The organism is Mesorhizobium erdmanii (assembly GCF_013170725.1).
GTDB classification, from domain to species: Bacteria; Pseudomonadota; Alphaproteobacteria; order Rhizobiales; family Rhizobiaceae; genus Mesorhizobium; species Mesorhizobium erdmanii.
Genome location: NZ_CP033361.1, coordinates 2,170,142 through 2,193,614, shown reverse-complemented (window position 1 = coordinate 2,193,614; position 23,473 = coordinate 2,170,142). Strand labels below are relative to the sequence as shown.

Here is a 23,473-nt window from a genome sequence, read left to right as displayed (position 1 = left end):
AGGCGCAGATGACCGCCCCGCCAACCGCGACGTTTTCAGCCATCGCAGGCGGTCCACAGGAAAGCATGCGGCAACGGGATCGCGCCCGACGGGTCAGACCAGCCGAGTCAGCCCTTCGAAGAAGGCGACGATTTCGAGATCAAGTGGATCGTCCACCGGCTCCGGCTGTGACGACATCTTGGCGATCACCACTTCGGTCCTGGGATCGACATAGAGCCACTGCCCATGGATGCCGATGCCGCAATAGGCGCCGTTCGCGAAGCCGGTCTGATACCACTTGTTGCGGTAGCGGCCTTGCGGAAACAGCGGCACCATCGATCCGCGCTGCCATGCCTCGGAACTGCCGCCCGTGACCGTCGTATCGCGTACCCAGGCCTCCGGCACGATGCGGTGTCCATTGACGGTGCCGCCTTGCCGCATCATTTCGCCGACACGCGCCAGGTCGCGCGGTGTCACCGAAATGCCGCCGGCGGTGCGCGCCGTGCCTTCCATGTCGACGCCGATCGAAGCCTCGCTGACGGCGCCGAGCGGCAGCCACAGTCTCTCGCGCATGAGGTCGGTGAAACGCTGGCCGGATGCGCGTTCGAGCAGCAGCCCGAGCAGGTCGGAATTGGGCGAGCGGTAGCGGAAAGTCTGGCCATGCGGCTCGGCCAGCCGCTGCAGGGTCAGGATGAATTCGCGCAGGCTTTCCGTGCCGCCGCCCGGGTTCCACAGCGTCGCGCGGCGATAGCGGGCAAAGGCGCTTTCCGGGTCGAGATATGCCTCCTCGAAGTCGAGGCTGACACTCATGTCGAGCACATGCCGGCAACTCGCATCGCCATAGGCCGAACCGACTGCTTCGGGGATGTACTGCGTCACCGGCGCTTCGGGATCGAACACGCCCTCGCCTTCCAATATGCCGGCAATGATGGCGGTCACCGACTTGCTGATCGAGAAGATGATGTGGCGGGCGCCGAAATCCATATGCGGCGCGAACCAGTCGCCAATGATCTTGCCGCCTTTCATCACCGTCAGCGCGTCGGTGCTCGAGCGCGCGAGGAAGTCGGCCACTGTCTCCGGTGCGCTCCCCACCGAAACCTTTTCGCCGAGCAACCCGCTGAAATCCCGCACGGGTGCCTCGGCACTACCCGATGTAGCGGCCACGCGTGCCGTCGGCACCAGTTCGCCAAGGTTCTGAAACGCCCATCGATTGAACGGATTTTCCCGCCAGTTGGAAAGCAGCACCTCGTTGCGGCGGAAGCCGTAGCGGGTCTCGAACGCGGTCTTGCCGGTCATGGCGTTTCCTTCCAGGTCGTTTCTTATGGGGGCTAGGCCAGTGCGGCGGCGATGGCGTGCACGGCCTTCAGTGTCGCGGCGGAATAGGCGAGGCTGCTGAAATCCGGCCAGGTCGAAAGCTTCACCACGACCATTCCTGTGTTCCAGTCGATGTGGATCATCTGCCCGAACACACCCCGGCACATCAGCGCGCGCGAGCGGGGATTCTCGATCCAGAACTGGTTGCGATAGCTGCCTTCCGGCAGGCTGGGGCTGAAGTCCGGCCCGTGCCTGCCATTGCGCGTCGCCTCGATCCAGTCGGCCGGCACGATGCCGCCACCATTGTCGAGGATCAGCTGGCCAAAGCGGCCATAGTCGCGCAGCGTCGCATTGAAGCCGCCATCGGCCACCGCATAGCCGGCGCTGTCGACGGTGAAGCAGGCGCTTTCATCGGCGCCGAACTTCTGCCAGAGTTCTTCCGAAACCAATTGCGCCAGACGCTTGCCCGTTACCCGCTCCATGAGGAAAGCGAGCACGTCCGTCTCGATCGAGCGGTATTCGAACTGGGCACCATGCGGCCGGACCGTGTCCTTCAAGCCCAGGATCAGCTCATACATATGCGAAGGCCAGCGGAAATCCGGATCGCTGCCAGGCGGCACCGGCTTCCAGCCGGTGGCGACATCGACCTGGCCAATATCGGAATAGCGGTCGGTGTATTCCTCGGAGAAACGCACGCCTGTCGTCATGTCGAGCACATGCTGGACGCTGGCGCCGGCCCAGCCGGTGGCAGCGAGTTCCGGCAAGTAATCGGTCACCGGCCTCGCCGGGTCGATCAGGCCGCGTCCAGCCAGTATGCCGAACACCGAACCGGTGATGGACTTGGCCATCGATTGCGACAGGTGCAGCGTGCGCTCGTCCATACCGTTGAAATAGCGCTCATAGGCAACCTTGCCGTGCTTGAGCACCAGGAAGCCGTCCGTATAGGTCTCGTCGAGCAACCCGGCGAGCGTTGTCGGCTTGCCCTCGCTATCCTCGACCGCCAGCCCGTCGAGATCGACCTCGGCGCGTTCGAGGCGGTGGCGATGGCCGTTGCCGCGCCAGACTTCGGCGGTCGGCAGGATTTCCCTGATGTGCTGGAACGCCCAGCGGTTCCACGGCGGCCGGTCCCAGTCGAGCTTCGGCGGAACCATGGCGGGCGGCGAGCCTTGCATGATCGGCGGCCGCGGATCGCTGTTGCGATAGGAGTCCATGAAAGGCCATTCCCGGAAAAGAAAAAGACCCGGCGTGTACCGCCGGGTCTCTCACGCAGCGATTACTTCTGCAGTTCGGTCCAGATCTTGGTGTAGAGTTCCTGCGTTTCCGGCGCGCACATCTTCTGGAATTCGCCCTTCGGCTTGGCGTCGGCCGGAATGACGACTTCCGGCGCGTCCTTCATGTCGGCCGGCATGTATTTGTCCGAGCCGGTGATGGCGTTGGCATAGCGGTGGAAGGCCGAGAGGCCAGCCGCGTTTTCCGGATCCATGATGAAGTTCTGGAACAGCTTGGCGTTCTCGACGTTCTTGGCTTCCTTGAGGACGACGACGTTGTCGCTCCACAGGCCAAAGCCTTCCTTCGGATAGTTGTAGTGGATGGCCGGGTTGGCCAGCCGCTGGCGCAATGCCGATCCGTTCCAGTCGCTTGTCGCCTTGAAGTCGCCGGCGCCCATCTTTTCGATGGTGTTGTATTCCATCGCGATCCAGTTCGGCTTGGCCGCTACCAGCAGGTCGCGCACCTTCTTCAGCACCGCCTTGTCGTCCGTGCACTGCTCGCCGCCGACATATTTGATCGCCGCGAAGATTACGTCACCCATCTCGGGAACAACGTTGACCTTGCCTTTCAGCTCGTCCGGCGTGTTGAAGACGATACCCCACGTGTTGGCCGGGCCCTTGTAGGCATCGGTGTTGACGACGACGCCGATCGTGCCCCAGGCCCACGGCACGGAATATTTGCGGCCCGGGTCGAATTCAGGATTGGCCCATTCCGGCGCGACGTTCTTGAAGTTCTCCATCTTGCCCGGATCGGTCTCCAGGACGAGGCCCTCCTTGATCCAGATCGGAACATAGGTCTGCGAGGGCACCGCGATGTCGAAACCGGTGCCGCCCTGCCGGACCTTGGCCAGCGCGGTGTCATTGGAATCGTAGTCGGTGATGGTCACCTTGATTTTGTATTTGTCCTCGAACTTCTTGATCACGTCGGGGCTGGTGTAGTTGCCCCAATTGTAGATGTTGAGCACGCCTTCGGCGCGGGCGAGGCCCGTCGAAGCGAGCAGCGCCAACCCCATGGCGGTCGCCGTTGTCTTCCAGTTCATCGTTCTAACTCCCATTGTCGGTTTCAGTCTCTTTTCCTGCTGACAAAGAAAAACAACGTGACGATCGCGACCGAAAGCAGCAGGAAGGCGGTCGATATCGCGTTGATCTCGGGCGTGATGCCGCGGCGGATCTGGCCGAGCATGTAGGTGGGCAGCGTGTCCTGGCCGCCCGATTTGACGAATTCGGTGATGACCACGTCGTCGAGCGAGATGACGAAGGCCAGCATCAGGCCGGCCAGGATGCCGGGCCACAAAAGCGGCAGCGTGATGCGGCGGAATGTCTTCCACGGCGTGGCGTAGAGATCGGCGGCGGCGCGCTCCAGCGTCAGGTCCATATTCTCCAGCCGCGCCCGGATCGGCAGATAGGCGAACGGAATGCAGAACGCCGTGTGCGCGGCGATCAGGTAGCCGAGGCCGGAATAGCCAGTGAAGATCTTGATGCGCGAAAAGAAGATCAGCAGCGCCACCCCGGTGACGATCTCGGGCACCATCAGGGGCTGGTTGATCGCCGCATATTTGAAGGTGAGGCCGGGATACGACGCGGTGCGCGTAGTGGCTAGCGCGGCCATGGTGGCGAAGATCGTCGACAGCACCGCCGCGATGGCGCCGATCTGGAACGAGCGCAGCGTCGCGTCGATGACCTGCGTGTTCTGGTACGCCGACTGGAACCATCGCAGCGATAGGCCGCCCCATTCGGACGTCGAGTTCGCCGCGTTGAAGGCGTAGATGACCAGCACCACGATCGGCAGGTAAAGGACGACGAAACAGGTCGCTGCGATCGCGGTGAAGCCGGGTTGGTGCTTGATGGAGAAGTTGCTAGCCATGACGCACTCCCGACTTGCCGGCATTGCGCACATAGGCAAGCAGCGCCAGCATGACGATGATCATCACCGTGATCGACAGCGCCGAGCCGAGCGGCCAGTTGCGGCCTTGTCCGAACTGCAATTCGATCAGGTTGGAAAGCATCATGTTCTTGCCGCCGCCGAGCACGCTAGGCGTCACATAGGCGCCGAGCGCCGGAATGAAGACAAGGATGGAGCCGGCGATGACGCCCGGCTTGACCAGCGGGAAAATGATCTTCCGCAGCACCTTGAAGCGTGTCGCGTAGAGATCGTAGCCCGCCTCGACGAGGCGAAAGTCGAGCTTCTCCATGCTGGCATAGATCGGCAGCACCATGAGCGGCAGGTAAACATAGGCCATGCCGATCAGGATCGCCGTGTCGGTGTAAAGAATCTGGATCGGCGCCGAGATGATGCCGAGCTTCAGAAGGATGGTGTTGATGATGCCTTCGTTGCGGATGATCTGCAGCACGGCGAAGGTGCGGATCAGGAGGTTGGTCCAGAACGGGATGGTGATCAGGAACAGCCAGAGATCCCTGGTCTTTTCGCTGCGGGTCGCCATGAAATAGGCGGTCGGGAAACCGAGCGCCAATGTCGCCAGCGTCGTCACCACCGCGAGCTTGATCGAGCGCCAGAAGATGGTCACATGCGCCGCCGCGAGCGAAAGCGTGTCGTCGAAAATGTCGCGCTCCAGAAACACCGATGTCCAGGCGTCGGACGAGAACTGCCATTTCACGTCGCCATAGGCGCCGGGCGTCAGGAACGAATAGACGAGCACGATCAGCAGCGGGCCGGTCGCAGCGAGGAAAATGACCAGCAACGCCGGCGCTGACAACAGCCAGCGATCGCGGACATCGCGCCGCTCGGCTGCCTTGGCGACTTCTTCCGCGGTCGCCATGATCAGTCCTTCAACACTTGCGCGGCGTCGTTGCCGATCGCGATGCCGACCTGGCCACCCTGCACGATGCCGTCACCGGCACCGCGGCTGTTCTGGCGCCGCACGATGAAGGGCTCGCCACCAGCAAGGCGTAAATGGAAGTGCGTGTCCGTGCCGAGATAGACGATGTTCTCGACGGTGCCCGACAGTGACGCATTGGGGCTGGCCGCGCTCAACTGCGCATGTTCGGGACGCACGACGATGGTGACCTTGCCGCTGGGGCTGAAACCTTCCGGCAGCGAGGCAGGGATTTCCGTGCCGGACGATAGCTTAACCGTCGCACGGCCGCCGGAGACCCCGACCACATCCGCCTTGAGAAAGTTCGACTCGCCGATGAAGTCGGCGACGAAACGCTCGGCTGGCCGGTCATAGATGTCACGCGGCGAGCCGACCTGCAGGATCTTGCCCGACGACATCACCGCTATGCGGTCCGACATGGTCAAGGCTTCTTCCTGGTCATGGGTCACGAAGATGAAGGTGATGCCGGTCTCATGCTGCAGCCGCTTCAACTCGATCTGCATCTCCTTGCGCAGCTTGTAGTCCAGCGCCGACAAGGGCTCGTCGAGCAACAGCACTTTCGGCTGCGGCGCCAAAGCGCGGGCCAGCGCCACGCGCTGCTGCTGGCCACCGGAAATCTGCGCCGTGCGGCGACCCGCCAGCGCTTCCATCTTGACCAGCTTGAGCATTTCGGCGACCCGCGCCTTGATCTCGGCCTTGGGCTTGCCGAGCATCTCCAGGCCGAAGCCGATATTCTCGGCCACCGTCATGTGCGGGAACAGCGCATAGGACTGGAAGACCGTGTTGACCGGCCGCTTGAAGGGCGGCAGTGGCGCGATGTCCTGGCCGTAGAGCAGGATCTCGCCGGCGGTTGGAAAGTCGAAGCCGGCAATCAGCCGCAGCAAGGTCGTCTTGCCGCAGCCCGATGGTCCTAACAGCGTGAAGAACTCATTCTCGCGGATGGATACCGAGACCGTGTCCAGGGCAGCGACCTGCCCCTCACCCGATCCGAAAATTTTGCTGACGCCTACTACTTCAATCGCATTCCGATCCGGTTTGTCCGGCACGATACGCCTCACTGTTGACCCCGCTCTTGCTGGCGGAGCTGTTCCCCTGTTCGATGTGACCACACGCCCGGAAGGTTGGCAAGTCCGGCATTGAATCACAGTTCAGTAGTCATTTGGCCGGCACGACCCGTGCCAGTGTCAGGCCTGATAGGTGACCTTGCCGCCGCAGATCGCCGTCACCGGGCGCAGTTTGTGCAAGTCGGCCGGCGCCGTCTTCTCGATATCGGCCGACAGGACCACGAGATCCGCCAAGTAGCCTGGTTTCAGCGTACCTTTGCGGTGCTCGGCGAATTCCGCATAAGCGCCTTCGACCGTGTATGCCGCAAGCGATTCATGCAGCGAAAAGCTCTGGTCCGGATCGCTCTCTGCCCATGGTTTGCGCAACAATGCCGCCTGAATGCCCAGGATCGGGTCGATCGGCGATACCGGCCAGTCCGAGGCGAAGACGACATGCGCGCCGGCATTCTTCAAGGTACGCCAAGCATAGCTCAGCGGCCAGCGGGCAGGCCCGATGCGCGACACGGTCGGCTCAAGCGGGAAATCCATTGCACCGGGCGGATGCGGCGGCTGCATCGAGGCGATGACACCAAGTTCGGCGAAACGCGGCACGTCCGATGCGGTGGTGACTTCGATATGTTCGACGCGATGGCGGCTGTCGCGCTTGCCATTGGCCTTTTGCACCGCCTCGTAGCCGTCAAGCACCGCACGCACCGCACCATCGCCGATCGAGTGGACCGCGATCTGCAGGCCGCGCTTGTCGACGGCAACGGCCAGGTCGATGAACTGCTGCGGCGTGAACAGCGGCTCGCCGACCCAATCCGGACGGTCGGCATAGGGCTCGACCATGACAGCGGTCCAGGAATCGAGCACACCGTCGTAGAATACCTTGACCATGCCCGACGAAAGCCACTCGCTGTCATAGCGCTCAGCCATGGCTGACGCTTTGTCGAGCATGTCGAGCGTCATGAAGTTCTTGTAGTGGAAGGGGATCTGCACGCGGCAGGGCAGGCCTTCCTCGGCCTCTATCTCGGCCAGCAGTTCAAGCTGGTAGAGGTTGCCGTCCATGTTCTGGATGGAGGTGATGCCGTGGCGTGCGCACCAGGCGAGCCCGCGCCGCATGATGTCACGGTCGGCGGCGCGTTCGGCTGCCGACGGCATCGGGTCCGGTTCGCCGCCGGTCGCCAGCCCAAGCCGCACCCGGCCTTCACCGGCAAGGTCGAGTACCGGTCCGAAGGCTTCGCCCTCACGCAGCTCGCCCGCTGCCAGGCCATCGTCACCCATGACGATCTCATTGCCCGGACCAAGCGCGCGCCCGTGCAGGATGCCGGCCATCTCCAGCGCTCTGGTGTTGGCCCACATCGTGTGATGATCGGGCGCCGCCATGCAGAAAGGGCGATCGGGCAGGATCGCATCGAGATGGTGACGCGTCACCCGCTCGGCTCCGAGCACGGTGTAGTCGACGCCCTGCGCGACCAGCATCGCGGCATTGGGCCGTATTGATGCATAGTCGCGGATCGCCTTTTGCAGCGCCTCGAATCCGTGGACGCCGCCAAGCTGAAGATGCGCGAGCTCGGCCCCTCCCGAGAACAGATGCATATGGGCTTCAATGAAACCGGGCAGGACCGAACCGCCCTTGGCGTCGATCACCTCCGTGGCCGGTCCCTTGAGTTCTTCGATAGCGGCGCCGCTGCCGATGGCGATGATGGCGCCGTCCTTGACGGCAACGGCCTCGGCGACGGGATTGCCTTCGTCCATGGTCAGCACACGACCATTGATGACGATCAGATCCGCATTACGACCCGCACCCGTAACAGACATCGCGACTCCGCGCTTTTGATGGCCGACTGAAACTGGCAATCGTCTTGTCCGGCAAACTGCCACGTCACCGCGGCTGCGCAATCGGACGAAAATGATGCCAGTGCGCCGTCTTCGAAATTCCCCTTGTGATCTCTTGAAACAGCGTGGATAAAAGAATGCGACTAATTATTCGCGTTTGTCAACGTACCGAATTTCGAATGTATTGTGGACAGCACCCTGCACCTGTGTTGAGGCGCGGCAGGGAACGAGGACGTCGAGCAGTGAAGCGCAGTCTCAGTCGCGAAACCAGGATGGCGCTCGAACCGCGCAAGCAGCCGCGGCAGCAACGCTCGAGCAAGGTGGTGGACAGGATTCTCGACGCCGCGCTGACCTTGACGCGGGAACAGGGAACCAGGACACCGACGACGCTCGCCATTGCACAACGCGCCGGCCTGTCGGTCGGTTCGGTCTACCAATACTTTCCCAACAAGGAGGCCATCCTTCTGGACCTCGCCCGGCGCTGGCTGTCGTCCTTTCCCGAGGTGATCGAGAAGCGCATCAAGGTTCCCCGGCCTACCAACCGCGACGAGTTTCGCCAGGAAGTGCGCAAGCTCTTTATCGACACATCCACGATCTATCTCGACAACGCCACCCTGATGCCGGTGATCGAGGCGATATCCGGCAATGCCGATCTCAGGCCTATCCAGGACGAATACGACGAGCAGATCATCGCGCTTTACGCCGCCTGGCTGCGGCATGTGAATCCTGCGCTCGAAGACAAGATCGCCAAGCGGCTCGGCCTGGTGATGATGGAGGTCGGGCACGCCTGCCGGCTTGTCGGACTGAAGAGAGATCGCAGGACATTCGACCTCATCGAGGACGATGTCGAAGCCATGTGGCTGGCTCTGGTGAACCCCTATCTCAACCTTGACTGATTTCGCATTTCGAGAGGAATTTTATGAAGACTGTCTATTCGCCGCTTCATGCCGGCCATGCCGGCCAGATGGAACTGGTTACATCAGCCATCGTGCCGGGCTTTGAAAAACCTTCGCGCGCCGAATTCATCAAGGCTCGGGTCGAGAGCGAGAAGCTCGGGCCGATCATTCCACCGCTGGAACATGACCTCGCCGCCGCCAAGCGCGTCCACAAATCGGAATACATCGACTTCCTGCCGACCGTCTGGCCGCAATGGGTAGCCGAAGGCCACACGGGCACGGCAATGCCCTTCACCTGGCCGACGCGCGGCCTGCGCGGCGACGTGCCGCCAAAGCGCATCGACGCCCTGCTCGGCTACTATTCCTTCGACGGCGGCGCCACCTTCGTCGAGGGCACATGGGCAGCGATCAAGTCCTCCTACGACGTGGCGCTGACCGCGGCCGGCCTGGTCAAGAGCGGCGAGAACTCGGCGTTCGCGCTCTGCCGGCCGCCCGGCCACCATGCCGGGGCCGGCTTCATGGGCGGCTATTGCTACATCAACAACGCCGCCGTCGCCGCGCAATGGTTCCTCGACCAGGGCGCCAGCCGTGTTTCCATCCTCGACGTCGACTACCATCATGGCAACGGCACGCAGGAGATTTTCTACGACCGCGCCGACGTGCAGGTCCTCAACCTGCATGGCGATCCCATGGTCGAGTATCCGTTCTTCCTCGGCCATGCCGATGAACGCGGCGCCGGCGCCGGCGAAGGTTTCAACATCAACTATCCCATGCCCTTCGGCACCGGCTGGGACGCCTGGAATGCTTCGCTGGAGGATGCGTGCGCCAGGCTCACTGCCTACGCGCCTGACATCGTCGTCGTCTCGCTCGGCGTCGACACTTTCGAGAAGGACCCGATCAGCCAGTTCAAGCTGAAGAGCGCGGACTATCCGAAGATCGGCCGCCGCATCGCAAAGCTCGGCCTGCCGACGCTGTTCGTCCAGGAAGGCGGCTATGCCGTCGAGGAGATCGGCATCAATGCCGTCGGCGTCTTGACCGGCTTTGAAGATCGGTGAGCCAGCAAAGCCGGGACAGATACCAACAGGCGTGAAAAGAGGGCGGGATGACCGCCCTTTTTCTTTTCACCCAGCTACGTCGCGGCACCGGTGCTCGCAGTCCCCATAGGTACGGCCGCTTTGCGTGAGCGACCGGGATAGTCGCCCGCCGGCCCCGCGATCACACCTGCCGCAAAAGCCAGGCAAACGAGGTGCGTGCCCCTTCGGGCGCCTGCGAATCTACCCCGACGGCCCGCATGCCGATATGGGCGGCTTGCGCGGTCCCGGCATTTTCGCGGCGCAACGGTCGCGAGAACCGTCTCCTGAGTCGCACGTGAGTCCATCGGATTCGATTTTGTCAAATCGCGTTTGATGTCGGATTCAACTGCGGGTAGATTAGAACCGAATCAGCCGGTCCTCGGGGGGCGCGGCAACCACCCAAAGTCTCACGTTCCGGAGTTTCCGGCGCCAGACGCGGATGTCGCGTTCCCTGAATGGATTCCGTCTGATTGGCGCGGCCACGCGCCTCGTATGAGTCTCGTGAAAGTAACGCGTTTTCGGTTTCGGCGGCTGGCCTCCAGCATCCGGACAGCAGAAACGATTCCGGCCAAAGCAAAAAATGAGCAGTCCCGCCGCGCTTCTTCAATCCGACACATTGGGCTCGCGCCTGGCGTCGCGCGGTGATCTGACCAGCTTTTTCATGGAACTGACCGCTGAGATCGGCGCCGACAGCTACATGCTGGTTGCCATCGTCCATGACCAGGACCGCAATGACGCGCGCATCGTCTCCTCGAACTGGATCTTCGACGCCATCGAACTGATCGGCAAGCGACTGATCGCCAGCCTTGCCCAGGGGGCGCTCACTGTCGCGCCAGGATTCCGCCCCAGATCGCTGGTGGCCACGCAGGCACCGGATACGGATGGGCTTGTCTCGGGCGAAGAAGCCCGCCTTCTCGATGTACTCGGCCACGCCGAGATCTATTCGCTGCGGCTGAATGTCGGTCGGCAGCGCTTGTTCGCTCTGTTCTCGGCGGCGACGGCTGGCAAGATCGACCAGCCGGCTCTGATGAAGGCGCAGCTGAAATGCTGCTACGCGCTCTCGCATATTCCACAGCTGATCGCCGCCGCGGCGATGCAGGATCCGCTGTCCGACCGCGAGCGCGAATGCCTGTTCTGGGTCTCGGAAGGCAAGACCACCGATGAGGTGGCGGTCATCCTCGGCGTGTCCTCCAACACCGTCAACAGCTACATCACCCACGCCATCCAGAAATTCGCGGCCTCGAACCGCGCGATGGCAATCGCCACGGCGATCAGGAGTGGCATCATTTGAAACACGCTGAAATCAAGGACGCGGCGGAGGCCCTTTTCAACCAGCAGCGCAGCCCCTTCGGTGCCTTCTCGCTCGGCTCCGAAACGCACCACGCCGTCACCGTTCCCGACGCCGTGCGCCGCTGCCGCTGGATATCGGTCGACATCAACGCCTCGGCTTTCGGCTTGTACTTCGTCAGCCCGTCGCCGGAGCGGGCGCGGCTGGTTCCGTGTTTTGATTCCGACTACCCCGGTATTGCCGTGGCGACGAAGTTCATCTCGGGCGCCAATGGCGAGGAGATCGTGCGCCATACCCACAACTCGACGGAGCCACGCTGGTGGACGGATGACGGCATGGCGGCCATGGCCGAAATGTTCGGCAACCTCGCCTGGACCGCACAGATGGCGCCGCTGGCGCCCGGCACCAGCGGCATAGCCTTTCCCGTCCATGCCGATCGCGGCCAGTGCGGGCTCGTCGTCTTCCTGGGATCCGAGATCACGCTGCCGCAGGACGCGCTCTACGAAATCCACGCCCGCTGCTTTTCGCTGTTCGCCGCGGTCGCGCGTATCCGTCCGGGTGATGCCGGCAGGATGCGCGCCATCTCCAAGCGCGAACTCGAATGCCTGAAGCTGACCGCCAACGGCAACACCAGCGAGGAGATCGCGCGGCTCCTGAAGCTGTCGGTGCACACGGCCAATCAGTATCTGACCCAGTCGACCCAGAAGCTCAACGCCACCAACCGCAATCAGGCCGTTGCCAAGGCGCTGCGGCTCGGTCTGATCGAGTAGCCATCTGGTCGAGCAGTCAAGCGACGAGCCTTCGAGGTCTGTTTGGATTCAGGGAGCCGCCATTTGCAGAGCGGCCTCGCCTGCATATCGACAGACCTCAGAAGGCCAGCGGCTCGACCTTGCGGATCCGGGCCTGGTCGATCACCGCCTCCAGCAGCGCGGTGTTGTGCTCGGGATCCTCGCCAGGCTTTTCGAACGACACGTAATTGACCGCGACCGAATTGCCGGCCCCGCAAAGCGTCAGCTGGAAATAGACGGTCACCCCCGGCGGCCGAAGCTCCAGATCGAGCACGATGCGCGGATTGCCGCTCCAGTCGACATGCGCCTCGCCGCCATGGCCGAGCCTGAGCGTGCCCGGCATGAAGAACAGCTCCACCGCTGAATCGACAAGGTCCGACAGGCAGGCGAAATGCTCCAGCCGGATGAAGGCGATGTAGTCGGCGACATCGATCAGCCTCAGTTCGCCGACCACCTGCTCGATGGCCCTGGCGACGATGATCTCACGGGATTTTGCGTGCGGTTGGCGGTTCATGAAATCTGTCTGCGCTCAGCCTTTTTCGAGTAGATGATCCGCACCAGTTCGGCGACGGCCTGGTAGAATTGCGACGGGATCACATTATCGACCGAAACTTGCTTGTACATGGAGCGGGCGAGCGCCACGTCCTCGAAGATCGGGATGTTATGCTCCTTGGCGATCTCGCGGATTTTCAGCGCCACCAGGTCCTGCCCCTTGGCCACCACCAGCGGTGCCGAATCTTCATCGCGCACATATTTCAGCGCGATCGAGTAGTGCGTCGGGTTGGCGATGATCAGCGTCGCGCGCGGCACCGCCGTCATCATCCGCTTGCGCGCCCGGTCGCGCGCCAGCGAGCGCAGCCGCGACTTGACGATCGGGTCGCCCTCGGACTGCTTGAACTCGTCCTTGACCTCCTGCTTGCTCATGCGCAGGTCCTGCTTCCAGTGGAAGCGCGACCAGACGATGTCGATCGCCGCGATCAGCCCCATGACGAAGACGATCGCCACCAGTATGTCGACGGCAATGCCGCGGATGACGAGGCCGAAAGCGACCGGGTTGGTGATCATTCCGGCGAGCAGCTTGCGATGATCCTCCGACAGCGTGAAGGTGAGCACGGCGATGGCGAAGCCCACCTTTGCTAGGGATTTCAGGAACTCGACCCAGCCCTGGGCACCGAACATCCGGCTCCAGCCCTTGGTGATCGAAATGCGCGAAAGCTGCGGCCTGATCCGCTCGCCGACGAATTGCGGCATGTTCTGGAGCACCGAGGCGCCGATGCCCGCGACGGTCAAAAGCACCAGCAGGCTGACGACGGCGCGACCCACTTCCAGCATGACGATCTTGTAAAGCTCGATGACATCGGTCTCGGTGTCCATCGGCCACGCCTCGGGCTTCTCGAGGAACATCGACAGGAACATGCCGAGGTTGACGACCGCATCCTTGGCATAGAAGACGGTGAACACCAGTATGGCGACGAAGGACGCGAGGATCGCGGTTTCCCTCGAATGGGGCAGCTTGCCCTGTTCTATGGTGTCGCGGACTTTCTTTTCCGTCGCCTCTTCGGTTTTGGAGTCCTTGTCGGTGGCGTCGGACATCCCTTAAGCAGCGTTTTGCGTCGAGGGAAGTTCGAATGCGCCTTCGCGCGACAGCCGGATGGTGGTCGTCACGATGGTCTTGCGCGCCGTCATTATATCGGCGGCAGGGACGCCGTCCGACCCCTGTCCGAGTTCGGCTTCGATCATGCGCCGCGACCGCGCGCCGATCGCCGACAGGACCGCTTCGGCGAGCGCCGCCGACGAGCCGCGCAGCGCCAGCGTGACAAGCTCGGTCGACAGCCCGTCGAACAGGAGCACGCGCGCCTTCTGGGTGAGCAGCGGCAGGTCGTCGAAAGCGAAAAGCCGTGCCCGCACCCCGTCCAGGTCGGGCGTGCCGGCGGCTTCCAAGTCCTGCATGACCTCCTCGAGCAGCGGCTTGTCCAGCTCGTTGAGCACGCTGGCGACGCGCGCCTGCCCGGCCGACGTGTCCTTGGTCGAGGTTTCCGACAGCACGCTGGCGCGCAACCGGTTCTCCACGATTCTGGCGGCGGCGTCGGGAACGTTGGCCATCGTCACCATGCGCTTGATGATTTCGCCGCGCATGGACTTGTCCAGCGTCAGAAGCACGCTTGCCGCAGCCTGCGGCCCCAGCTTCGACAGCACCATGGCCGCCGTCTGCGGATGTTCGCCGGCCAGGAAAGTGCCCAGCCGCGAGGGTTCGAGCTTTTCCAGATCGGGCCAGATCGGCGGCGGCCCTTCGGGTGCCGCCTCCGGCTTCTTGTTGCCCATGATGGCGTTCATCTCGTCGGGTGACAGCGATTCGTTGAGGATGGTGTCCATCCTGTCGGCGGAATCGAGCAGGCCGGCGCCTTCGGTGAACTCTGCCTCGAATTCGGCGACGATGCGCTCGAGATCGCTCTGCGGAATGGTCCTCAGCAGCCGGGCGCCCTCGATCAGCGCCTTCAGTTCTTCCTGCTTGAAGAATTTCAACAGGCGGCTGGCGGACGGCTTGCCCATCGCCACCAATATGGCGGCCGCCTTCTGCGCGCGCGTCAGGGTCGTCAGCGGCGTCATGCTGCCTCTCGCCTCCGCTGCAACCGGCAAGCCCCACCAACCATGTCTAGGCGCCCTTCGTGCCGGCGATGATTTCGGTCAGCCTGATACCGAAGCGTGAAGGGTCGCTTTCAAGCACCGTGATCTCGCCACGCGCGATCTTGCGGCCATTGACCACGACGTCGACCGGTTCGCCTATGCGGCGGTTCAGGGCCACTGTCGACCCCTTCTGCAGGGCCATCAGATCGGAAACCGCCATCTCGGTGCTGCCGAGGATGATCTGGACATCGACGGGAATGTTCATGATGACGTTCGAATTGGCGCCAGCGGCCGCCCTGAACGCCGCATCGGGCCGCTGCTCTTCCTCATGCAGGACCCCGCGCAATTCCTCGATGGCGCGATCGAGTTGCTCGTCCGGCTGGTCGAGCTCTGCTTCCACTTTGGTCTTGGCCATGCGTCGTCTCCAAAAGCTCAGGCGCGCCCGGCACCGGCCGGCATGAGCCCATCGATGAAATCCTGCCCGGCATCGAAAGGATGCCTGATTCGGACGGTGTAATTCTGCCCCAGTTTGCCGAACTCGCATACGAACAGCGTCTGGCCCCGGGCGCTGAGACGAGCCCGTGATTGCGCCGTTTCCTCGAAGTCGATGACCTGTCCCACTTCGAGATTGGCAAGGTCGCCAAGCGTCAGCCGTGCCAGCGGCATGGTGGCTTCCAGCGCCACAGTCGAGCGCATCACCTCTTCCGAAAAACGTGCGCGCCAACTGGTGCTGTGATCGTCCTCGCTGGCGCTGGCGGTGCCGTCGCGGCCGGCAAGCACGACACGCTGCGGCATCGTCACGGTGATGGAGCCACTGTCGACCGGTGTCGAGATGCCAAGAACGATACAGATGGCAGCACCGTCGCGCAGTACATGGTGTCTGGCCTCGACGCCGGATATCGCCCGCGGTACCGGCAGCCGCAGATCGAGCGAGCGCCGCCCCGATCCGTTCAAGGCCTGCGCCACCTCCTGGAACACCATGGTCGAAACGTCGGTCTCGATCGGTGACAGGTCGCGCTCGATCGGTGATGTCGGCATGTCCGGATCGCCGCCAAACAGCGTGGAGACCATGATCGCGATCGCGGCAGCGTCGATGACGAGCGTCATCGCATCCGAGGAAGCCGGCGAGCCGACGACGGTCATGGCGAACGTGTCGCCGGCATGCGAGCGCGCCTCGGGGACGCGGCTGACCTCGACGGCCCTGAGGTCGACGATCACGGGGACGCCGAGCTCGCCCGAAAGCCCCTTCTGCAGCAGTGGAACTGCGCGCTCGGCCATGGCTCGGCCGGCATCGATGACCTGATCGGCCTCGCCGCTGTCGCCGACCAGACGCTCGATGATCAGCGAGCGCGCTTGCGCGGGGCTGCCTGGGCTGGTCATGACCGTGTCGGCACCGATCTGTCGTGCATCGCTCAAGCGGCCTTCTTCTCGGCGCCGCCGGTGTTCATCGTGCTCTGTTCGACGGCATCGATGGTCGGCCGTTCATAGGATGAGATGGTCTTGCGGCCGAATTCGATCGCCACCTGCGGCAGCGCGCCGTTCATGTAGGCGAGCAGCGTCTGCTTGACGATGATGTAGAGGCGGTTCTTCTTTTCGCGCACCGTTTTGATCTTGGTGGCCACGGGCCCGACCACGGCGTAGGACAAAAAGATGCCGAGGAAGGTGCCGACCAGGGCCGCGCCGATCAGGCCGCCGAGGATTTCCGGCGACTGGTCGAGCGCGCCCATCGCCTTGACCACGCCGAGCACGGCGGCGACGATGCCAAGCGCCGGCAGGCCGTCGCCGACCGCGACCAGTGCGTGATAGGCCTTCATCTTGTCGGATTTGATGGTCTGGATTTCCTCGTCCATCAGCGCCTCGATCTCGTGCGAGCGGGCATTGCCGATGATGATAATGCGGCAGTAGTCGCAGATGAAACTCATCAGGTCGTGATTCTTCAGTACCGTCGGAAAGGCCTGGAAGATGGCTGATTCTTCCGGATTGTCGATATGCGCCTCGACCTCGCTGCGCGACTTCGAGCGCAGTTCACGCATCAGACTGTGCAGCACGCCGAGCGTTTCCAGATAATCCTGTTCCTTCGGCACCGCCTGCTTGAAGGCTTCGAGAATGCCCCTGCCGGTGTCCTTCACCGTCTTCATCGGGTTGGCGACCAGGAAGGTACCGAGTGCGGCGCCACAGATGACCACGGCTTCCCAAGGCTGGACCAGCACATGCAGATGCCCGCCCATGGCCATGAAGCCGCCAAGGACGCAGCCGAGCGTCACCACAAGTCCAATGAGAATGCCCACGGCATGTCCTTCCGCATTTCACGTCAGTTGAAAGGGATAGTCCCCGTGCCTTGTGTGAGGCTTGAATCCGGGCTGCCTTGGATCCGAATGTCGGCGATTCAGTTTCGCGCAAGGATGTCAGGTTATGGTCGCGATATTAAGCTTCGGCCGGAGGCATGACGTTGCTCAATACCTTTACCAGCTACCAGTTGATCGCCAAAGATATCAACAAGTCGATCGACCGGATCGAGCAACAGCCGACGGTCGATCGCGACACCCAGTATTATCTCGCCAACATCACCAAGGTGAAATCGATCGACGATTTCGTCAACAACGACCGGCTGTTCAAATATGCCATGAAGGCCTTCGGGCTGGGGGACATGGACTATGCCAAGGCCTTCATGGTCAAGGCGCTTAAGGAAGGCGTCACCGATCCCAACAGTTTCGCCAACAAGCTGACCGACAAGCGCTACGCCCAATTCGTGAGCGCCTTCAACTTCGCCGCCAATGGCCCCGATGCGACCATCTATAACAGCGCCCAGCAACTGGTGACGAAGAATTACGCCACGCAGGCGCAGATCGCCGGCCTCGATCCGAACTCCGACTATGTGAAGGGCGAGACGACCTACTACCTCGCCAACATCACCAAGGTGAAGTCCGTCGACGACCTGATGTCGAACAGCCGGCTCTACACCTATGCCCTGGCCGCATACGGTCTCGACTCGGCGACCGAGGACAAGGACCTGATCAAGCAGGTCCTGCAAAGTAAGGTCAGCGACCCTGGCAGCGTCGCCAACACGCAGACGAACCCGGCTTACGCAGGCTTGGCTTTGGCCTTCAATTTCCAAGCCAATGGCGAGAACGCCACCACCATCAATCCGGCGCAGCAGCCGACGGTTGACAAATATCTGCGCCAGACACTGGAAGAGGACGCCGGCCAAACCAACGAAGGTGTTCGGCTGGCGCTCTATTTCCAGCGCAAGGCGCCCGACATCACCAGCTGGTACGACGTGCTGGCCGACACCGCCCTTGCCAGCGTCGTGCGCACTGCGCTGGGGCTCCCGGATTCCTTCGCCACGGCCGACATCGACAAGCAGGCGCAGTTGTTCGAGCAGAAGCTCGACCTCACGGATTTCACCGATCCCGCGAAACTCACCAAGTTCCTGACCCGCTTCACCAGCATGTACGAGATCAACAATCCAACGTCTCCGGCCGTGTCGTCCGTCAGCGTGCTATTCGCCCAGCCGGTCACGTCGGGCATTTCCACCGACCTTATGATGGCCATGCAGAAGTTGAAGTTCTAGTCATGCAGGACAGTCTCTACGTCGCCCTTTCCGCGCAGATGGCGCTCGAGCGCCGGCTCGACACGATCGCCGACAATGTCGCCAACGCCAACACCGTCGGCTTTCGCGCCACCGGTGTGAAATTCGAGGACGTGGTGTCGGGCACCGGGCAGAAATCGGTGTCCTTCGCGTCGTCGGGCAAGACCTATCTTTCGGGCGCCCATGGTTCCCTGAGCGAGACCGGCAACCCGTTCGATTTCGCCATCCAGGGCGATGCCTGGTTCGCCATCGATACGCCGGCCGGCACCGTCATGACCCGCGACGGCCGCTTCTCGATGAACGATAATGGCGAGTTGATGTCGCTCGAAGGCCATCCGGTGCTCGATGCCGGCGGCGCACCGATCCAGCTCGACCCCCGCAACGGCCCGCCCAAGGCCGGCGCCGACGGCTCGCTGCGCCAGAACGACCAGCTTGTCGGCTCGATCGGCCTCTACAATTTCGACCCGGGCGAGAATTTCGTGCGCTACGGCAATTCCGGCATCGTGCCTTCGCGCACCCCCGAGCCGGTCACCGATCGCTCCGATGTCGGCATCGCCCAGGGTTTCGTGGAGGAATCCAACGTCAATCCGGTGATGGAGATGACGCGGCTGATCATGGTCCAGCGCGCCTTCGAGAACACAGCTGCCCTGATGCGCCAAACCGATTCATCCACCGACGAGGCGATCAAGACGCTCGGCTCGAAGTCGTAGTATGACATCAGGCCAGCCCTCCATCCGCGCACCCGAAAGACAGGTCCAGCCGGCGCCGGAGGATCGGCTGGCGGCGTTGGAACGGGTCATCAGGCGCTTCGGCAACGGCGACGGGCTGGTCAAGCGTGGCGGCCTCGTCACCGAAGTCACGCCCACCCACTACAAGGTGCGCGGCCTTTCCGATTTCGCCAGGCTGGGCGACATCGTCGAGCAGCGCGGCCAGGCCGGCGCGCGCCGCGGCGAAATCGTCAAGATCAGCCGCGACGAGGTTGTCGTCGCGCCCTTCGAACGCAGCGCCGATGCCGGCATCGGCGATGCGGTGTTCCGCAGGGGTCCGCTCGCCGTGGCGCCGCACGGCTCATGGCGCGGCCGTACCATCGACGCGCTCACCCGGGCGATCGATGGCGGTCCGCCGTTGATCAGGGGCGACGACCTCTCGGATGGCGTCACCACGCCCGGTGCCATGGCACGGCAGCGCGTCGGCACCGCCTTCATGACCGGCGTCAAGGTCATCGACATCTTCACCCCGCTCTGCTTCGGCCAGCGCATGGGTGTCTTTGCGGGTTCGGGCGTCGGCAAATCGACGCTGCTCGCCATGCTCGCCGGCGCGGACGCGTTCGACACCGTCGTCGTGGCGCTGATCGGCGAACGCGGCCGCGAAGTCCGCGAATTCCTCGAGGACACGATCGGCGACAGCATGGCCAAGACCGTGGCTGTCGTCGCCACCAGCGACGAGAGCGCCATGATGCGCCGCCGCGCGCCCGACACCGCCATGCGCGTCGCCGAGCACTTTCGCGACCAGGGCCAGCGTGTGTTGCTGGTGCTGGATTCGATCACCCGCTTCGCCCATGCGCTGCGCGAGGTGGCGACGGGAACCGGCGAGCCGCCGGTCGCCCGCGGCTATCCCGCCTCGGTTTTCACCGAACTGCCCAAGCTGCTCGAGCGCGCGGGGCCTGGCGCGGAGGGAAAGGGCTCGATCACCGCGATCATTTCGGTGTTGGTCGACGGCGACGATCACAACGATCCGGTCGCCGATTCCGTGCGCGGTATCCTCGACGGCCATGTCGTGCTCGACCGCGCGATCGCCGAACAGGGCCGCTATCCGCCGGTCAATCCTCTGTCGTCCATATCGCGCCTGGCAGGCAAGGCCTGGAGCGCCGAACAGCGCGCCTTGGTGACACGGCTGAAGTCGATGATCTCCCGCTTCGAGGACACGCGCGACATCCGCCTGCTCGGCGCCTATCAGGGCGGCGTCGACGCCGAGCTCGACATCGCCGTGCGCCAGGTGCCGCTGATCTACGAGGCGCTTACGCAATCGCCCAGGGACCGCCCGTCGACCGATCCGTTCTCCGATCTCGCCCGCCATCTCAAGGGAAAGCTGAATGCCGAATCAGGAGACTGAACGCCAATATACCGAGCGCATCCTGAACGAGATGATCGCCGAGGCGAACGCCGCCGAGCGAGCGCGCGCCGAGGAAGAGAGGGGCGCCAAGGCAAAGGCGGCCAGCGCCATGGCCGCCAAGACCGCGGCTGTTCTGGCCAGAGCGGTCAAGCCGGCTCTACCCAGATCAGAGCCTGTTCTGGGTCGGACCGCCGTGCCGGCCACCCACATGATTCCCCGCGTCGATCCTGCCGAGATGACGCAGGCAAGCCGCGAATCGCTGATCGACGGCCTGTTTCCCGTCACCGAATGGCCACAACCGCCAAAGCCGCAATTTCCAAAGTTGAGCAAGAAGCCGGACCGCCGCAGCGACTTCGTCATCGCCGCGCTCGGCGTCACGCTTGGCCTGATCTGTGCACTGTTTCCCTGGTACATCTTCTTCAACCAGGAGCAGTTCGGCGTCCAGGCGATCAAGTTTGGCGGCACGGGCACCAATTCGGGACGCGAGGGTGGCGGCGTGGTCGCCTCGCGCAGCGCGCCGCTGACGGCCAAGGACCTTCCCAATACCAGCATCGACCTGTTCGCCACCGGAGCAGTGCCTAAAGATGCCGCTCCGGCACAGCCGCCCGGCGACCAGCCCTTCCCCGCCGATGTCGCTAAATTCCGCATGGTCCATGTCGCCAACGGCCGCGCCATGATCGAGGACGACACCGGCCTGTGGATCGTCCAGCGCGGCTCGACGCTGCCGGACTCCAGCACGGTGTCGTCGATCGAACAGCGCAACGGCAAATGGGTCATGCTGACCAGCACCAACCAAGTGATCCAGCTTTCCAGGTAGGGCCGTCGCGGTACGACCTTGCGGGCGCCCGCAAGGTCCGCGCAAGACTGGCGGCCTAGTCTTTGGGCACATGCCCGGAGATTCCCATGGAGCCCGTTTCCCTTTTCGATCTTGCCGCCAAGCAAGCGCAGTGGCTTTCGGTGCGCCAGTCGGCGATCGCCGGCAACATCGCCAACGCCAACACGCCGGGCTATACGGCAAACGATGTCGAGCCTTTCGAAAAGGTGCTCGACCGTACCGCGGTGTCGCTGCAGACCACCGAGGCCGGCCACCTCGGCAGCGCGGCCACCAATGCCGGCTTCACCATCAAGCCGCAGGAAGATGACGGCGTCGTCATGCCGTCCAAGAACTCCGTCGTGCTTGAGGACCAGCTTCTCAAGGCCGGCGAGGTGCGCCGCTCCTTCGAGCTCAACACGGCGATCGTCAAGGCCTTCCACTCGATGATGATGATGGCGGTGAAGAGCTGACCATGGACGCGCTGACCGCAGCCCTGAAAGTCGCAGCATCCGGCCTCGGCGCCCAGTCCGAGCGCCTGCGCGTGGTTTCGGAAAACCTCGCCAACGCCCAGTCGACCGGCACCACGCCCGGCGCCGACCCGTATCGTCGCAAGACCATCAGCTTCGTCTCCGAGCTTGACCGGGCCTCCGGCAGCTCGACGGTCCAAGTGAATTCGATCGACCGCGATCCGAGTGATTTTCCCATCGAGTTCCAGCCCGGCAACGAGGCCGCCGACGAGAAGGGCTACGTCAAGATGCCCAACGTCAACGTGCTGATCGAAATGGCCGACATGACCGAGGCCAACCGTTCCTACGAGGCCAACCTGCAAGTCGTGAAGCAGGCGCGCGACCTCATTTCAATGACCATCGACCTGATGAGGAACCAATGATCGTGAACGGCATCGGCGCGCTTAATCTGAAGCCCGGGCTGGGCGATACGGCGACCGACTTGCTGCAGGGCGGTGTCGCGCCGGCGACGTCAGGCAACCTCGGCACCTCCTTCGCCGAAGCGGTCAGCCAGGCCGCCGCCAAGACCGTCAACACGCTGCAGAATGCCGAGCAGGTGTCGCTCCAGGCGCTCAAGGGCGATGCCGACACCCGTCAGGTCGTCGATGCAGTGATGAGCGCCCAGCAGGCGCTTCAGACCGCCGTCGCCATCCGCGACAAGGTCGTTTCGGCCTATCTCGAAGTCAGTCGAATGGGTATCTGAGGAGTAGGCCATGAAAGCACTTGCCATCGCCGCAACCGGCATGAATGCCCAGCAGACAAATCTGGAAGTCATCGCCAACAACATCGCCAACATCAACACCACCGGCTACAAGCGGGCGCGCGCCGAATTCTCCGACCTGCTCTATCAGGTCGACCGCACGCAAGGCGTGCCCAACCGCTCCAACGCCTCGCTGGTGCCGGAGGGCGTTTCGATCGGCCTCGGCGTCAAGACGACGGCGGTGCGCAACGTGCACACACAGGGCGAACTGACCAGCACCGGCAACAGCTTCGACATGGCCCTGACCGGCAGGGGCTGGTTCCAGATCGAGGGCGCCGATGGCGGTACGCTCTATACCCGCGCCGGCGCCTTCAACACCAACGCCACCGGCCAGCTGGTGACGGTGGATGGCGCCAATGTCATTCCGGCCATCACCGTACCGACCAACGCGGTCGAGGTGATCGTCAACAAGACCGGCCAGGTCTTCGCCCGCATCGACGGCCAGACCGCCTTGCAGACGCTTGGCCAGCTTCAGATCGCCAATTTCGCCAACGAGGCCGGTCTAGCACCGCTCGGTGACAATCTGTTCCAGGAAACGACGGCCTCCGGTCCCGCCAATGTCGGCGTGCCCGGCGATCCCGGCTTCGCCACCATCCAGCAAGGCTATCTCGAGGCCTCCAACGTCGACCCGGTCAAGGAAATCACCGAACTGATCTCCGCGCAGCGCGCCTATGAGATGAATTCCAAGGTGATCCAGGCCGCCGACGACATGGCCTCGGTCGTCTCCAAGAACATCAGGTAAGGG

The 23,473-nt window shown here is 63.2% G+C and carries 25 protein-coding genes; 12 read left to right on the top strand and 13 right to left on the bottom strand.

The annotated features are described in order from the left end of the window. Positions 1 to 93 precede the first annotated feature (93 nt). From EB233_RS10615 to EB233_RS10585, 7 genes are all read right to left on the bottom strand, one after another. Entirely contained in the window at positions 94 to 1,275 is a 1,182-nt protein-coding gene (locus EB233_RS10615; protein ID WP_064988919.1) for a serine hydrolase domain-containing protein, read from the bottom strand. A gap of 32 nt (positions 1,276 to 1,307) precedes the next feature. Next, a complete protein-coding gene (locus EB233_RS10610) occupies positions 1,308 to 2,504 on the bottom strand; it encodes a serine hydrolase domain-containing protein (protein WP_064988920.1) in 1,197 nt (398 codons plus the stop codon). A 62-nt stretch (positions 2,505 to 2,566) separates the two neighbouring features. Beyond that, positions 2,567 to 3,601 (bottom strand): ABC transporter substrate-binding protein, encoded by a 1,035-nt coding sequence (locus tag EB233_RS10605; RefSeq protein ID WP_064988921.1) that lies wholly within the window; start codon positions 3,599 to 3,601, stop codon positions 2,567 to 2,569. Between the two features lie 23 nt (positions 3,602 to 3,624). Continuing rightward, on the bottom strand, positions 3,625 to 4,425 hold the full coding sequence (locus EB233_RS10600) for an ABC transporter permease (RefSeq protein ID WP_064988922.1): 801 nt from the start codon (positions 4,423 to 4,425) through the stop codon (positions 3,625 to 3,627). After that, positions 4,418 to 5,338: an ABC transporter permease gene (locus tag EB233_RS10595; RefSeq protein WP_064988923.1), complete on the bottom strand. Its 921-nt coding sequence runs from the start codon at positions 5,336 to 5,338 to the stop codon at positions 4,418 to 4,420. The genes EB233_RS10600 and EB233_RS10595 overlap by 8 nt, the downstream gene beginning before the upstream one ends. A 2-nt stretch (positions 5,339 to 5,340) precedes the next feature. After that, the gene (locus EB233_RS10590; protein WP_064988924.1) at positions 5,341 to 6,441 is read right to left on the bottom strand and encodes an ABC transporter ATP-binding protein; all 1,101 of its coding nucleotides are present in this window, start codon (positions 6,439 to 6,441) and stop codon (positions 5,341 to 5,343) included. A gap of 138 nt (positions 6,442 to 6,579) precedes the next feature. Beyond that, positions 6,580 to 8,259 (bottom strand): amidohydrolase, encoded by a 1,680-nt coding sequence (locus EB233_RS10585; RefSeq protein ID WP_064988925.1) that lies wholly within the window; start codon positions 8,257 to 8,259, stop codon positions 6,580 to 6,582. A gap of 260 nt (positions 8,260 to 8,519) precedes the next feature. Here EB233_RS10585 and EB233_RS10580 point away from each other — a divergent pair, with 260 nt between their 5' ends. The 4 genes from EB233_RS10580 (at position 8,520) to EB233_RS10565 (ending at position 12,304) form a co-directional block, all read left to right on the top strand. Then, positions 8,520 to 9,173 (top strand): TetR/AcrR family transcriptional regulator, encoded by a 654-nt coding sequence (locus tag EB233_RS10580; RefSeq protein WP_027056851.1) that lies wholly within the window; start codon positions 8,520 to 8,522, stop codon positions 9,171 to 9,173. A 23-nt stretch (positions 9,174 to 9,196) separates the two neighbouring features. Continuing rightward, entirely contained in the window at positions 9,197 to 10,228 is a 1,032-nt protein-coding gene (locus tag EB233_RS10575; RefSeq protein ID WP_064988926.1) for a histone deacetylase family protein, read from the top strand. Positions 10,229 to 10,826: 598 nt separating this feature from the next. Continuing rightward, positions 10,827 to 11,537, top strand: coding sequence for a helix-turn-helix transcriptional regulator (locus EB233_RS10570; protein ID WP_064988927.1), 711 nt, complete (start codon positions 10,827 to 10,829; stop codon positions 11,535 to 11,537). Then, entirely contained in the window at positions 11,534 to 12,304 is a 771-nt protein-coding gene (locus EB233_RS10565) for a helix-turn-helix transcriptional regulator (protein WP_064988928.1), read from the top strand. The genes EB233_RS10570 and EB233_RS10565 overlap by 4 nt, the downstream gene beginning before the upstream one ends. A 97-nt stretch (positions 12,305 to 12,401) precedes the next feature. Here the strand turns inward: EB233_RS10565 and EB233_RS10560 are convergent, their stop codons facing one another. From EB233_RS10560 to motA, 6 genes are read right to left on the bottom strand one after another with little or no spacing between them, the layout of a single operon-like run. Continuing rightward, a complete protein-coding gene (locus EB233_RS10560; protein ID WP_064988929.1) occupies positions 12,402 to 12,836 on the bottom strand; it encodes a hypothetical protein in 435 nt (144 codons plus the stop codon). Next, positions 12,833 to 13,915 carry a flagellar biosynthesis protein FlhB gene (flhB, locus tag EB233_RS10555; protein WP_064988930.1) on the bottom strand — a complete coding sequence of 361 codons (1,083 nt, stop codon included), beginning with the start codon at positions 13,913 to 13,915 and terminating at the stop codon, positions 12,833 to 12,835. The genes EB233_RS10560 and flhB overlap by 4 nt, the downstream gene beginning before the upstream one ends. A 3-nt stretch (positions 13,916 to 13,918) precedes the next feature. Beyond that, positions 13,919 to 14,929 (bottom strand): flagellar motor switch protein FliG, encoded by a 1,011-nt coding sequence (locus EB233_RS10550; RefSeq protein WP_027056845.1) that lies wholly within the window; start codon positions 14,927 to 14,929, stop codon positions 13,919 to 13,921. A 46-nt stretch (positions 14,930 to 14,975) separates the two neighbouring features. After that, positions 14,976 to 15,362 carry a flagellar motor switch protein FliN gene (gene fliN, locus EB233_RS10545; RefSeq protein WP_064988931.1) on the bottom strand — a complete coding sequence of 129 codons (387 nt, stop codon included), beginning with the start codon at positions 15,360 to 15,362 and terminating at the stop codon, positions 14,976 to 14,978. A gap of 17 nt (positions 15,363 to 15,379) precedes the next feature. After that, positions 15,380 to 16,327 (bottom strand): FliM/FliN family flagellar motor switch protein, encoded by a 948-nt coding sequence (locus tag EB233_RS10540; RefSeq protein ID WP_064988997.1) that lies wholly within the window; start codon positions 16,325 to 16,327, stop codon positions 15,380 to 15,382. 32 nt (positions 16,328 to 16,359) lie between these two features. After that, complete coding sequence (gene motA / locus EB233_RS10535) at positions 16,360 to 17,235, bottom strand: flagellar motor stator protein MotA (protein ID WP_027056842.1); 876 nt, start codon at positions 17,233 to 17,235, stop codon at positions 16,360 to 16,362. A gap of 155 nt (positions 17,236 to 17,390) precedes the next feature. On the opposite strand from motA, the gene EB233_RS10530 reads away from it, so the two are divergent. The 8 genes from EB233_RS10530 to flgG all read left to right on the top strand — a co-directional run bounded on the left by EB233_RS10530 (position 17,391) and on the right by flgG (position 23,470). Next, the gene (locus EB233_RS10530; protein ID WP_425487728.1) at positions 17,391 to 18,518 is read left to right on the top strand and encodes a DUF1217 domain-containing protein; all 1,128 of its coding nucleotides are present in this window, start codon (positions 17,391 to 17,393) and stop codon (positions 18,516 to 18,518) included. Between the two features lie 2 nt (positions 18,519 to 18,520). Continuing rightward, positions 18,521 to 19,246 carry a flagellar basal-body rod protein FlgF gene (gene flgF, locus EB233_RS10525; protein WP_064988932.1) on the top strand — a complete coding sequence of 242 codons (726 nt, stop codon included), beginning with the start codon at positions 18,521 to 18,523 and terminating at the stop codon, positions 19,244 to 19,246. 1 nt (position 19,247) lies between these two features. Further along, positions 19,248 to 20,648 (top strand): flagellar protein export ATPase FliI, encoded by a 1,401-nt coding sequence (gene fliI, locus EB233_RS10520; protein WP_064988933.1) that lies wholly within the window; start codon positions 19,248 to 19,250, stop codon positions 20,646 to 20,648. After that, positions 20,629 to 21,465 (top strand): hypothetical protein, encoded by an 837-nt coding sequence (locus EB233_RS10515; RefSeq protein ID WP_064988934.1) that lies wholly within the window; start codon positions 20,629 to 20,631, stop codon positions 21,463 to 21,465. Before fliI ends, EB233_RS10515 begins: the two co-directional genes overlap by 20 nt. Positions 21,466 to 21,551: 86 nt before the next feature. Then, positions 21,552 to 21,932: a flagellar basal body rod protein FlgB gene (gene flgB / locus EB233_RS10510; protein WP_027056837.1), complete on the top strand. Its 381-nt coding sequence runs from the start codon at positions 21,552 to 21,554 to the stop codon at positions 21,930 to 21,932. A gap of 2 nt (positions 21,933 to 21,934) precedes the next feature. After that, positions 21,935 to 22,351, top strand: a complete 417-nt coding sequence (gene flgC / locus EB233_RS10505; RefSeq protein ID WP_027056836.1) for a flagellar basal body rod protein FlgC — start codon at positions 21,935 to 21,937, stop codon at positions 22,349 to 22,351. Continuing rightward, entirely contained in the window at positions 22,348 to 22,671 is a 324-nt protein-coding gene (gene fliE, locus EB233_RS10500; RefSeq protein WP_027056835.1) for a flagellar hook-basal body complex protein FliE, read from the top strand. The genes flgC and fliE overlap by 4 nt, the downstream gene beginning before the upstream one ends. A 10-nt stretch (positions 22,672 to 22,681) precedes the next feature. Beyond that, entirely contained in the window at positions 22,682 to 23,470 is a 789-nt protein-coding gene (flgG, locus tag EB233_RS10495) for a flagellar basal-body rod protein FlgG (protein WP_064988935.1), read from the top strand. Positions 23,471 to 23,473 lie beyond the last annotated feature (3 nt).